A 12,155-nucleotide genomic window follows, 5' to 3' on the forward strand; every position below is an offset into this window, starting at 1 on the left:
GATGGCGATTGATCATGATCATTAGTTCGAATCTTGGGGTGAAGCTCGTGGTGCCCACAGCTGCGAGTAAGCTCTCGCAAAATGCTCCATTGGTGAATTACGCGCTCAACGGGTTGGAACGGTGTTGGTTGCCTGAGCACCGCCGGTGGTCACATATCTACCATCTCGATGGACGTTCTTCGCCTAACGAGTCGGTACCGAGCAGCGATGTATTCTACACCCTCAACGTTCTTCTCGGGATGTCACGCGTTGCCGAAATTCCGGATGGCATCGATATCCCCGAGATATTCCGTCGCAACGTCCTGCAACTCACGAAGCTTCCCGTACGCAGATATGCCTTTGGCATGGCGCTATGGAGTGCCGCCGAGCTGGCTCTGGAAATACCGGATCCGGTCAAAAGCGAGCTGAGAGCCATTCTTGCCGATGAAGGCCAATGGAAAAGCTTCCGTGCGCAGGATCTTGGCATGCTGCTCACGGGAGTCGTTGCCCAGGCGAGGGCAGGCGAGAAAGAATGGTGGCACTACGCCAGGCCGCTCTATCGTTTCCTGACGGATCGCTTTCACAGCGAATCGGGATTGTTCTTCGATGCGCCGTTTGGCCTTCGTCGCCGTTTCTCGTCCTTTGCGACACAGACCTATCTCTCGATCGCCTGTTATCAATATGGCGAATTCGCCGGCGAGGCTTCCGCGCTCGTCATGGCTGATACCTGCGTGCGCAATCTGATGGCGCTTCAAGGCCCGCAAGGCGAATGGCCCTGGTTCTTCGACGCGTCGAGCGGCTGCGTCGTTGATTTCTACGAAGTCTATTCGGTCCATCAGTATGGAATGGCCCCGGCGTTGCTGGAATGGGCCGAGCGCTTCGGGCAGAGGCAGTCGCGGGACGCGCTGATCAAGGGATTCAACTGGGTCCTCGGCCACAACCAGCTGGGCCGGACCATGCTGGTACCTGAACTGAGTCTGTCCCTCCGCTCGCAGGTTCGAAAGGGTGAACTGGCAACAAAAGCTCCGCGCGTATTGCGCGCAGTCAAGAACGCCTGGCTGAGCAACGGGGAGCGGCTGATCGATGGCGCCAATGTGGAGCTGCGGCTTGAGTGCCGCAGCTACGAACTGGGCTGGATCCTGTGGTCGTTCGGCCGGCGTACCGACTTGCCGGAGCTGACCCACAATGCTGTCTTCCGCGGCGCCTGACGGAATATTCGCTTAGCTACCGATTCCAGGCAACCGCTCGCTGGCCTCGTAGATGCGAGAGCATCGTCAGTGCACGGTGCGTCCGGACCGCACACAATACCGAAATAGCCTTGAGGCGGACTCGGGTACCATGCAGGCGTTCGCTGCTCAGCACAGTCACGGCGTTTGGCACAAGCGATGCGAAAACCAGCAACGCCTGGGCGGTCCAGCGCAACTGCCAGGCAGGTCGACCTTCCGCCATCTTGCGATAATGCGCGATGTGCCGATCCCATTTGGCATAGAGCTCCTGGAGAGAGCCACGAGCCGGATGGAAGACGACCATTTCAGGCGCGTACCGAAATCGAAGTCCGGCGCGCAACGCACGCTGTCCCCACTCCATGTCTTCGGCCACGTCAATGCCGGCGAAAGGGCCGACGCGATCGAAGTCTCGGCGAAACACGGCCATATTGCCGGTACCTGAATAGCCGTGGCGCTCGATATAGAGCTTGAAGCGGTAAGCGAACACACTCTCGTAAGCCGCGATGGCGTCAAGCTCTGCATTGTCCGGTCGCCAAATGCGGACGTCGCCCCCGAGAACCGTGCCCGCTGGCGACGAGTAGCACCGCTCCATCACGCTGCTCAACCAGTCTGGATGAGCTCTGCAATCGGCGTCGATGAAGGCGAGGATCTCGCCTTTGGCAGCGGCAACACCTGCGTTTCGCGCCGGGCCCGGACCGGGATGCGGTTCGTATTTCAGGCTTACGTCGGGATGGCCGGCAACGATGTCGATCGGGGAAACGGCGGAGCCGTTGTCCACCACGATGACCTCGAACAAGTCCCGGGCGAGAGTCTGTCCATCCAGACTTTTCAAACAGGCCTCCAGCGCACCGGCCTGGTTGAGGTGGGGAATAATGACCGAAATCATTCGATATGATCCTATTTAATTCAGGCTGGTGTGCTGCGCGCACCAGCGCGGCGCCATCTGTTTCCGCTTTGCGAGAAGTCCAATTTAATCCTTGCAATTAAATATCTGATGATTATTATCGTTATTATAATCTTAAATGCAACTTAAACCAAATTGCATTTTCGGAGTTCGTTTCAAATGCGTGCATCGTTCCTGGCGTGCCCTATTGACCTGCTGACGATGGCAGAGACGGTCGAGTTGGCGCGAAGCGCCATACGTAGCCGCCGACGGCTGCAGCATGTCGCGTTAAACGTCGCCAAGTTCGTCAATATGCGATCCGATCCAGTGCTCGCCGCCGATGTCGCCAGCAGTGACATTGTCGGCATCGACGGCATGGGGATTCTTTGGGGCGCTCGAGCATTGGGGCTGCCAGCGACCTCGCGAGTGGCTGGCGTCGATCTCCTGGTGGAGTTGCTCGCGGTATGTGCGCGGGAAGGCTTTAAACCCTATTTCCTGGGCACCACCCCCGCCGTACTGCAGCAGGCAGTACACCGCGCGCGCGAGCGGCATCCCTCACTCGTCTTCGCAGGCTGGCACGACGGCTACTTCAAACCCGAGCAGGAGAATGACGTCGTTCGGGACATCCAGTCCAGCGCGGCCGATTGTCTCTTCATCGGCATGCCGACACCGCGGAAGGAGCGTTTTCTCGCCGCTCATCGTGACGATCTCGGCGTACCGTTCATTATGGGTGTGGGCGGCGCGTTCGATGTCCTTGCGGGCACCGTTCGGCGCGCACCGGCTCTAATTCAGAGGCTGGGCCTCGAATGGCTGTACCGAATTTATCAGGAGCCCCAGCGGATGTGGCGGCGATACGCCGCGACCAATGCGCTGTTTGCAGGCATCCTGGCGCAAGCGCTCGTCAAGCAGGCGATTCATCCCACGCTTCGTGGACCCGGCACCGTGCCGCCGGGCCCGCGTCGGATTGGAGGGTGAGACGTGCACAAGCATTTCTTCATCCTTCTGGGGACCCGGCCCGAAGCAATCAAGCTCTTCCCTGTCATCAACCGCCTCAAGGCCGAGAAAGGCAAGGACATTTCCCTCACGATCTGTGCGACAGCACAGCATCGACAACTGCTTGATCAGGTCCTCAAGCTCGCCAAAGTGGTCCCGGATTTCGATCTGAACGTCATGACGGCCAATCAGACACTGGATGATCTGACCGCTCGGCTGCTCGGACAAATTGGCGAGCTCCTCGAGAAGGTGAAGCCGACCAGGGTCATCGTCCAGGGCGACACGGCGACCGCCATGGCGGGCGCATTGGCGTCCTACTATCACCGGATACCGGTCTCTCACATCGAGGCGGGACTGCGCAGTGGCGACATCCTTTCCCCATGGCCCGAAGAGGTGAACCGCAAGATCGTCGGCTCGATCGCCGATCAGCATTTTGCTCCCACAGAGCGCGCTGCACGCGCGTTGCGCTCCGAGAACGTCTCGCATGATCGCATCCACGTCACGGGAAACACGGTGGTGGACGCTCTCATCTTCGCGAAAGCCATGGTCGAATCCGATCCCGGACTCTCGTGCCGCTGGGACGGCATCAAGAAGCGCCACGGTAACCGGCGCATCATCCTGGTGACCTGCCATCGTCGGGAGAATTTCGGCGGCGGCGTCGTCAACATCGTGAACGCGTTGGAGACGATCCTGCGCAGGGAAGACGTTGCCGTGGTGCTCCCTGTGCATCCGAATCCGAATGTCCGCGACTTGTTTGCGTCCCGCTTGTCCGATCACCCGAGGGTCGTCCTCATCTCCCCCCAGGAATACACGGACTTCGTGAGCCTGCTCTCGCTATCGCATCTGGTTCTGACCGATTCGGGCGGCGTCCAGGAGGAGGCCCCCACTTTCGGCAAACCGGTCCTGGTGATGCGCGACACGACCGAGCGCCCCGAGGGGGTGGAAGCCGGGACGGCGCGCCTCGTCGGTTCGAACCACGACAAGATCGTTGCCGAGACATTTCGCCTGCTCGACGATGACGAGACCTATGCGGCCATGGCCCGCTCGCACAACCCGTTTGGTGACGGGCACGCGAGCGAGCGTATCGTGAAGGTTCTTCTCGATGCCTGAATTCCAAAAGATCAACGTCATTGGACTTGGTTATATCGGACTGCCGACCGCGGCGCTGATTGCGAGCCGAGGCCTTCAGGTGCTCGGTATCGACACCAACGAGCGCATCGTCGATACGGTTGCATCCGGAAAAATTCACATTGCGGAGCCAGATCTCGATGGCCTCGTGTCCAAGGTCGTGTCGAGCGGTGCCCTGACGACGTCGACCAAACCGCAGCCGGCCGACGTCTTCATCATCGCAGTGCCGACGCCAATCGACCGCGAAAATCATCCAGATCTGTCGAGCGTGAATGCGGCAGTGGACCATATCGTCGATATCCTAGCGCCAGGCAATCTCGTCATCCTCGAATCGACGTCGCCGATCGGGACCACCGAGGCCATCGCAAAGCGGATCATTGAGCGCAGGCCGGATCTGCACATAGGCGTCAACGGCAAGGAAGACGGAGCGATCTACGTCGCCTATTGCCCGGAACGCGTGTTGCCGGGCCGGATCCTCACCGAGCTCATCAACAACGACAGGTGCATCGGGGGAATCACGCCCACCTGCACGCGGCGCGCTCAACGTTTCTACAAGATGTTCGTTCGCGGCGCTTGCGTCGGCACGACGGCGCGTGCGGCCGAACTCGTCAAGCTGACGGAAAACGCTTTTCGCGATACCAACATCGCCTTCGCGAACGAACTCTCGCTGATCTGCGACAGGTTCGACATCAATGTCTGGGAGGTGATCGATATCGCCAACCGCCACCCGCGCGTAAACGTATTGCGTCCCGGACCGGGCGTGGGCGGGCACTGCATTGCCGTCGACCCCTGGTTTATCATCGACTCCGCGCCGGATCTCGCGCGCGTGATGCGAACAAGCCGCGAGGTCAACAACGCCAAGACGCAGAAGATCATCGAGCGCACGGAGGCGCTGATTGACGATCATCCCTATGCAAGCATTGCTTGTTGCGGATTGACCTTCAAGGCCAACGTCGACGACCTGCGTGAAAGCCCTGCCATGGAGATAGCCACGCATCTGGCGGCGAAATACGGAGAGCGGATCAAGGTCGTTGAGCCGAATCTGCGCCGTCTACCGCCTCAGTTGGCCGATCATCGCGTCGCATTCGTGAGCATTGATGAAGCTCTGCGCAGTTGCGAAATCGCGATTCTCCTCGTCGACCATGATGAGTTCAAGATGGTGCCCCTCTCGGATCGTCGGCATCTCGACGTCATTGATACACGGGGCATATGGCAGGACATGCCGGCACGAACCTGATGCCTGGCGTGCGGTGATCGTCGGCGACGGGATAATTGGAAGCGTTCTCTCTGGATTGCATCGAGGTCAGCATGCGAGATAGTCAACTGGGAATCGGCGTTGTGGGTTACGGTTATTGGGGCCCCAATCTCGTTCGCAATTTCTCGGTCAATCCTGCCACTCGTGTCGTCAGCGTCAGCGACCTGAGCCCAGGCAGGCTCGGCGCGATGAAGCAGCTTTACCCGGCGGTGGAAACGACCACTCGCTACGAAGATCTGCTGAAGGACGGCAGCATCGATGCAATCGCCATCGCTACGCCGGTGCATACGCACTATGAGCTGGCGATGGCAGCACTGAGAGCCGGTAAGCATGTGCTGGTCGAGAAGCCCCTTGCGGCGAGTGCCGAGCTCGTGACCCGCCTGATTGACGAGGCGGACCGGCGCGGACTGACGCTCATGGTCGATCATACGTTCCTCTACACGCCGGCGGTCCAGAAGATCCGGGAGCTCCTGCTCAACCGGGAACTCGGTGACATCTACTATTACGACAGTACACGCGCGAGTCTCGGGTTGTTCCAGAAGGACGTCAATGTGATCTGGGACCTGGCCGTGCACGACATCTCGATCATCCACCATATCCTCGATGAAGCGCCGGTTGCCGTCTCGGCAACCGGATCGTGCCATGTCGCCGGCTCGCCGGAGAATATGGCCCACATCACCTTGTTTTTCGCCAACGCGTGCGTGGCCCATGTCAGCGTCAACTGGCTTTCGCCCGTCAAGGTGCGCCAGACGTTCATCGGTGGCAGCAAGAAGATGATCGTCTATGACGATCTCGAGCCGACTGAAAAGATTAAGCTCTATGACAAGGGAATTACGCTCGATGCGCCTCCCGAGGATGCACATCAATTTCGAATCGGATACCGCGCAGGCGACATGTGGGCCCCGCATATCGCACCCACGGAAGCGCTGCAGACGGAGGTGGAACATTTCGTCGATTGCGTACGCACCGGAATCCAGCCGATTTCCGGCGGCATCTCCGCATTGCGCGTGATTGAAGTGCTGGAGGCGGCCTCGCGCTCCATAGCCGCGCAGGGGAAGCCGGTCCTCCTCAAGCAACCGCATCCGGTCCGGGAACGCGCCCGGGTCACGGCCTAGATGTGATGTCGGCGGGCATTGCTAGCAGCCGAAAGGCGATGGTTTCGCGATGAATTCGGTCGAACGTTCCATTCTTTTCTCGGCGGCCGACCGCTATGGCAGTCTCGTCCTGTTCTTTGCCGCCACCGCTGTGCTTTCCCGCTTGTTGTCGCCGGCGGAATTCGGAGTCTTTGCGGTCGTCAACGCCATCTCGCTCGTCATTGCGTCCTCGTTTCAGGAGTTCGGAGGCGGAAACTATCTGATCCAGAAAAGTGATTTGTCGGCCGAGGATGTCCGCTCGGCCTTCACCTTGACGTTCGGCATTTCGGGCGCGATTGCCGCTCTTCTGTTCATCTTCGCTGACAGTCTGTCGCAATTGTTTGCGCAGGACAGCTTGAAGCGAGCCATCGAAGTCTCCGCCCTGAATTTTCTGCTCCTGCCGATCTCTGGAACGATATCAGCCTTGCTGCGAAGGGACATGAAGTTCGGAACGCTGGCCGTGTGCAACTTTGCGTCTGGTGTGGCGGTCGCTCTGGTCTCTATCGGGCTTGCGATGGCAGGATGGAGCTATATGGCCCCGATCTGTGGGGGACTAGCAGGAAACGTGATCCTGACCCTGGCGCTGCTGATAGGCCATCGAAATCCTGGCGTTCTGCGTCCTTCGGTTTCGGCATGCCGCGACATCGTGAGCTTTGGCCTTTATTCCAGCGGGGTCAGCGTCATCAATGTCTTCTACAATTTGGCGCCCCAACTGTTTCTGGCCAGAATTCTCGACTTGGCGTCCGTCGGTCTGTATAGCCGCGCGATAAATTTGACGCAGGTTTTTGACAGGCTTGTCACCCAGGTCCTGAACCCCGTCATCATGCCGGCGATCGTTGCAAAGCGCCAAGCCGGGGACGACTTGAAGGCCGTTTACCTCGACGCGATCCAACTGCTTTCCGTGGCGCAATGGCCTTTCCTGGTGTTCGTGGCCTTGATGGCCCAGCCGATTATTGCGATCTGGCTCGGCCCGACCTGGCTCGAGATCGTTCCACTCGTGCGCCTGTTGTGCATCGCGAACATGGCACTCTTTGCGGCGTGCCTGAGTTTTCCGGTACTCGTAGCCGTTGGAAGCATCCGGGATGCGCTGATCTCCTCCTTCATCTCGCTACCGCCGTCGCTTCTCATCATTCTAGGCGCATCCTTCTTCGGTGTGCAGGCCGTCGCCGCATCCGCACTTTTGACGCTGCCCTTTCAGGCTGCGGTCGCGATCTACTTCATCGGACGGCACCTCCGCTTCGGGCCGAGGGATCTCGTCCGAGCGCTCATGAGGAGCGTACTCGTGACGGCGACAACTGGATTGGGCGTCGCCAGCTGCGTGGCGTTGATGGAGGCTGGATTGCTGACACCCCTCGCCGGGCTCGCCCTGGCAACGTGTGCTGCGGCCCTTTGCTGGTGGCTGGGGCTGCTGGTGACTGGCCACCCCTTGCTCAATCACCTTCATCAGGCGGTCGCCGGTCTTGCCAGCATTGCGCCAAGGTTTCGACTGTCGCGCACGGCCCTGTAAAACCTCGCGGTTATTGTGGAGACGAAGATGCCGATTAGCAATGACGTACGGCTTGGCCGCGATGTCAGAATCTTCCACCCGGAGCTGGTCAATCTCTATGGCTGCACGGTGGGTGACGAGACCCGGATCGGCACTTTCGTCGAGATCCAGGTGGGCGCCACGGTTGGCGCGCGCTGCAAGATCTCCTCCCATAGCTTCATCTGCGAGGGCGTCACGATTGAGGACGAGGTGTTCGTCGGCCATGGGGTCATGTTCACGAATGACAAGTATCCGCGCGCAACCACAGTGGATGGCCGGCCTCAGGGCGCCGCGGATTGGACGTTGCAGCGCACCCGTGTCGGCAGAGGAGCGTCCATCGGCTCGAATGCGACCGTTCTGTGCGGTGTAACGATAGGCGCCGGCGCCTCAGTTGGCGCCGGGGCGGTGGTGACCAAGGACGTCCCGCCGGGCGCGGTCGTGGCGGGAGTGCCGGCGCGGTGTCTGTTCGCTGAAGAACAGCCGGCCTTGCGACGCGAGCGCGGGGCGGGAACGACATAAACCATTTAAAACGATGGAATGCATATTTAGTCTTGAATTAATCTGATAATGATATTTTAATATTTAAATCATAGCGCCGGCCACCCGAAGGTTTTTCACCTTGATACCTTTCCTCGATTTGAAAGCCCAATACAGCCAGATCAAGCCGGAGATCGACGCAGCGGTGGCACGAGTCATCGGAAGCGCGAATTTTATCCTCGGCCCCGAGGTGACGGCGTTCGAGCAACACTTCGCCGAGTATTGCCGGACCGCTCATTGCCGCGCGGTGAACAGTGGCACGTCGGCGCTTCATCTCGCGCTGCTCGCGACCGGCATTGGCCCGGGCGATGAGGTCATCACTGTTTCGATGACGTTCGTTGCGACGACGGCGGCCATTCTCTACAGCGGCGCCAAGCCGGTGTTCGTCGACGTTGATCCCGTTACATGGACGATGAATCCGGCTTTGATCGAGGCTGCGATAACACCACGGACGAAGGCAATCATGCCGGTTCACCTGCATGGACTGATGGCCGACATGGATCCGATCATGTCGATTGCCCGCCGTCATGGTCTGGTCGTCATCGAGGATGCGGCGCAGGCGCACGGTGCGGAATACAAGGGCCGCCGCGCCGGCTCGATCGGCGATCTCGGGTGCTTCAGCTTCTATCCCGGCAAAAATCTCGGCGCGTTTGGCGAGGGTGGGGCAGTCGTCACCGATCAGCCGGACCTCGCCCGCCGCGTGTCGTTGCTGCGGGACTGGGGTCAGGAGGCCAAGTACAAGCACGTTGTTGCCGGCTACAATTACCGCATGGACGGCATCCAGGGCGCGGTGCTTAACGTCAAAATGATTCATATTGAATCCTGGACGGATGCGCGCCGTTCGCTCGCCGAGCGATACGATCGATTGTTGTCGGATCTTCAATTGGCTGGCCCCCAGCCGCCCTGGTACAGCCGCCACGTCTATCACGTCTATGCCGTCATGTTGTCGCGGCGCGACGACGCGATCAGGTCGCTGCGGGAGGCTGGAATCGACACCGGCATTCACTATCCCGTTCCGGTTCATCTGCAAAAGGCTTACGCGGAGCTTGGTTATCGACCTGGCGATCTCCCCGTCACGGAGATGCTCGCCAACGAGTTTCTTTCGCTCCCTATTTATCCGGAGCTGTCGCACGAGCAGGTGGCCGAAGTCGTCTCCACGCTGAAGACCGCCGTGCCGCTGGAGTTCTCGCGGGGTATTGGCCGCGAAGGGGATCATGTTTCAGCAGAGCCCAACAATAGGAGAGCGTCTTGATCGATCTCAAGGGAAAACGCATCTTGGTCACGGGCGGAGCGGGGTTCATCGGCTCCCATATCATCGACCTGCTGTGCGACGAAGGCTGCATCGAGATCGTGGCCCTCGATAACATGGTGCGAGGACGGCCGGCAAACCTCCGGCGAGCGCTCGGGCGCGGCCCGGTGCGGCTGGTCCATGGCGACATACGCGATGGCAAGCTGATGGGAGCGCTGGTCAAGGCGGCCGATATCGTGTTTCACCAGGCCGCGCTGCGTATCACGCACTGCGCAGCTGAGCCACGCCTGGCCAAGGAAGTCATGGTGGACGCCACGTACGACCTCCTTGAGCTGTGCGTCAGGCACGACGTCGAGAAGGTGATCGCAGCGTCTTCCGCATCCGTGTACGGCATGGCGGAGGAGTTTCCCACCACTGAGCGACAGAATCCCTACGACAACCGAACTCTCTATGGCGCCGCGAAGGCGTTCACCGAAGGTCTGTTTCGCACCTTCAACGACATGTACGGTCTCGACTACGTGGCGTTCCGTTACTTCAACGTATACGGCAGCCGTATGGACATTCACGGGCGTTACACCGAGGTGCTGATCCGCTGGATGGAGCGGCTCGAATCCGGTCTGCCACCGGTCATTTTCGGTGATGGCCAACAGACCATGGATTTCGTGCATGTGCGCGACGTTGCCCGTGCAAACATACTGGCAGCTCGGGCCAAGGTGACCGACGAAGTGTTCAACGTGGGAAGCGGTACCGAAACGAGCCTGGTGCAGCTTGCTCAAGTCCTCGCTTCCGTGATGGGGCACCCCAAAATGGCGCCCGAGTTCGCGCCGGAGCGCTCGGTCAATCCGGTGCCGCGCCGGCTGGCTTCGACCGGAAAAGCCGAACGTCTGCTTGGTTTCCGAACCTCCGTCTCGCTTGAGCAGGGACTTACAGACCTCGTGAAATGGTGGCTCGCCGAACGCGAGCTCAGTGCCGTCGACCGGGAACAGGCGGCGGCATCATGATTCCGATTGCAATGCCACTCCTTGCGGAGGAAGAGGCCGATGCGGCGCGAGCGGCCGTCCTCTCCGGCTGGGTGTCGCAGGGTCCGCAAGTGGCGGCCTTCGAGCGTGAATTTGCCGCTTTCGTCGGCGCGCCGTTTGCGTGCGCTGTGTCCAATTGCACGACGGCCCTGCAACTTGCTCTGGCGGCGCTGGACGTCGGACCTGGCGACGAGGTCATCACAGCAAGCCATTCCTTCATTGCAACGGCCAATTCAATCCGAAATCAGGGCGCCGTTCCCATCTTCGTAGACGTCGATCCGGAGACCTACAACATAGACCCCCGCCGGCTGGCGGAGGCGATTACTCCGCGTACCCGCGCGATTATCGCGGTCCATCAAATGGGCATGCCATGCGATTTGGAAGCCCTAACCGCTCTGGCGGACCGCCATGGAATTCCCCTGATCGAGGACGCAGCCTGCGCTGCCGGCAGCGAGATCCAGATCAGGGAGAATTGGGAGCGGATCGGCAAACCGCATGGACGAATCGCCTGTTTTTCCTTTCATCCCCGCAAGGTGATCACGACCGGCGAGGGTGGGATGCTGACCACTGCGGATGCCGAGCTCGACCGCAAGTTTAGGCTCTTGCGCCAGCACGGGATGAGCGTTCCCGACACGGTGCGGCATGGCTCTTCCCAGGTGATCTTCGAAGAGTACCTTGTTTCCGGCTACAATTTCCGGATGACCGACATGCAGGCCGCGATCGGGCGGAAACAGCTGGAGCGGCTTCCGGAACTGGTGGCGCGCCGCCGTGCTGTTGCGGCCAGATACGCCGAACTGCTTGGCAACTTCGAAGGTTTGAGGCTGCCAGCAGAGCCCGAATGGGCCAGGTCCAATTGGCAAAGCTATTGCGTTCGCCTCCCCAACCGTCTCGATCAGCGCGCGGTCATGCAAAGTTTGCTTGACCAGATGATCGCGACGCGCCGCGGCATTATGTGCTCGCATCGCGAGCCGCCTTACGCGAAGACGGCGCAGCGCCATAACCTTCGCCACTCGGAACTCTCACAGGACCGTTCGATCCTGCTGCCGATTTACGCCCAGATGAGCGAGGCAGAGCAGCTTCGCGTCGTAGAGTGCCTTAAAGCGGAACTGGCCCGGGGATAGCTATCGCGGGGGCAGACCTTCGGCAGTCACCTGGTCGGTGTATGCGATTCCGCTTCTTTTACGCGCGGATGAGCCACCGATGACCAGGAAAGACCAGCCAAAGCTCT

At 60.1% G+C, this 12,155-nt stretch carries 11 protein-coding genes; 10 read left to right on the forward strand and 1 reads right to left on the reverse strand.

The genetic code is table 11. The features are described 5' to 3' along the window. Positions 1-14: 14 nt before the first annotated feature. Positions 15-1,187, forward strand: coding sequence for a hypothetical protein (locus IVB24_RS14490; RefSeq protein WP_247773338.1), 1,173 nt, complete (start codon positions 15-17; stop codon positions 1,185-1,187). Positions 1,188-1,203: 16 nt separating this feature from the next. Here IVB24_RS14490 and IVB24_RS14495 read toward each other — a convergent pair whose 3' ends face one another. Further along, positions 1,204-2,091: a glycosyltransferase gene (locus tag IVB24_RS14495; RefSeq protein WP_247773339.1), complete on the reverse strand. Its 888-nt coding sequence runs from the start codon at positions 2,089-2,091 to the stop codon at positions 1,204-1,206. Between the two features lie 177 nt (positions 2,092-2,268). Between IVB24_RS14495 and IVB24_RS14500 the strand changes: the two genes are divergently transcribed. From IVB24_RS14500 to IVB24_RS14540, 9 genes are all read left to right on the forward strand, one after another. Beyond that, positions 2,269-3,063, forward strand: a complete 795-nt coding sequence (locus tag IVB24_RS14500; RefSeq protein WP_247773341.1) for a WecB/TagA/CpsF family glycosyltransferase — start codon at positions 2,269-2,271, stop codon at positions 3,061-3,063. Between the two features lie 3 nt (positions 3,064-3,066). Further along, positions 3,067-4,191, forward strand: a complete 1,125-nt coding sequence (wecB, locus tag IVB24_RS14505) for a UDP-N-acetylglucosamine 2-epimerase (non-hydrolyzing) (protein ID WP_247773342.1) — start codon at positions 3,067-3,069, stop codon at positions 4,189-4,191. Continuing rightward, positions 4,184-5,446, forward strand: coding sequence for a UDP-N-acetyl-D-mannosamine dehydrogenase (gene wecC / locus IVB24_RS14510; RefSeq protein ID WP_247773344.1), 1,263 nt, complete (start codon positions 4,184-4,186; stop codon positions 5,444-5,446). The genes wecB and wecC overlap by 8 nt, the downstream gene beginning before the upstream one ends. A 71-nt stretch (positions 5,447-5,517) precedes the next feature. After that, positions 5,518-6,579: a Gfo/Idh/MocA family oxidoreductase gene (locus IVB24_RS14515; protein ID WP_247774096.1), complete on the forward strand. Its 1,062-nt coding sequence runs from the start codon at positions 5,518-5,520 to the stop codon at positions 6,577-6,579. A gap of 49 nt (positions 6,580-6,628) precedes the next feature. After that, on the forward strand, positions 6,629-8,104 hold the full coding sequence (locus IVB24_RS14520) for an oligosaccharide flippase family protein (protein WP_247773345.1): 1,476 nt from the start codon (positions 6,629-6,631) through the stop codon (positions 8,102-8,104). 27 nt (positions 8,105-8,131) lie between these two features. Next, positions 8,132-8,641, forward strand: a complete 510-nt coding sequence (locus tag IVB24_RS14525; protein WP_247773347.1) for an acyltransferase — start codon at positions 8,132-8,134, stop codon at positions 8,639-8,641. 100 nt (positions 8,642-8,741) lie between these two features. Beyond that, positions 8,742-9,911, forward strand: a complete 1,170-nt coding sequence (locus IVB24_RS14530; RefSeq protein WP_247773349.1) for a DegT/DnrJ/EryC1/StrS family aminotransferase — start codon at positions 8,742-8,744, stop codon at positions 9,909-9,911. Continuing rightward, positions 9,908-10,909, forward strand: a complete 1,002-nt coding sequence (locus IVB24_RS14535; protein ID WP_247773351.1) for an NAD-dependent epimerase/dehydratase family protein — start codon at positions 9,908-9,910, stop codon at positions 10,907-10,909. The genes IVB24_RS14530 and IVB24_RS14535 overlap by 4 nt, the downstream gene beginning before the upstream one ends. Beyond that, positions 10,906-12,048: a DegT/DnrJ/EryC1/StrS family aminotransferase gene (locus IVB24_RS14540; protein ID WP_247773354.1), complete on the forward strand. Its 1,143-nt coding sequence runs from the start codon at positions 10,906-10,908 to the stop codon at positions 12,046-12,048. Before IVB24_RS14535 ends, IVB24_RS14540 begins: the two co-directional genes overlap by 4 nt. Positions 12,049-12,155: the final 107 nt, after the last annotated feature.

This window comes from Bradyrhizobium sp. 192, assembly GCF_023100965.1.
GTDB lineage: Bacteria > Pseudomonadota > Alphaproteobacteria > Rhizobiales > Xanthobacteraceae > Bradyrhizobium > Bradyrhizobium symbiodeficiens.

Excerpts from the sequence above, each read along its gene's own strand:
- IVB24_RS14515 (WP_247774096.1), top strand. The coding sequence starts at position 5,518 with ATGCGAGATAGTCAACTGGGAATCGGCGTTGTGGGTTACGGTTATTGG.
- IVB24_RS14490 (WP_247773338.1), top strand. The coding sequence starts at position 15 with ATGATCATTAGTTCGAATCTTGGGGTGAAGCTCGTGGTGCCCACAGCT.
- IVB24_RS14500 (WP_247773341.1), top strand. The coding sequence starts at position 2,269 with ATGCGTGCATCGTTCCTGGCGTGCCCTATTGACCTGCTGACGATGGCA.
- wecC (WP_247773344.1), top strand. The coding sequence starts at position 4,184 with ATGCCTGAATTCCAAAAGATCAACGTCATTGGACTTGGTTATATCGGA.
- IVB24_RS14525 (WP_247773347.1), top strand. The coding sequence starts at position 8,132 with ATGCCGATTAGCAATGACGTACGGCTTGGCCGCGATGTCAGAATCTTC.
- IVB24_RS14520 (WP_247773345.1), top strand. The coding sequence starts at position 6,629 with ATGAATTCGGTCGAACGTTCCATTCTTTTCTCGGCGGCCGACCGCTAT.
- IVB24_RS14540 (WP_247773354.1), top strand. The coding sequence starts at position 10,906 with ATGATTCCGATTGCAATGCCACTCCTTGCGGAGGAAGAGGCCGATGCG.
- IVB24_RS14495 (WP_247773339.1), bottom strand. The coding sequence starts at position 2,091 with ATGATTTCGGTCATTATTCCCCACCTCAACCAGGCCGGTGCGCTGGAG.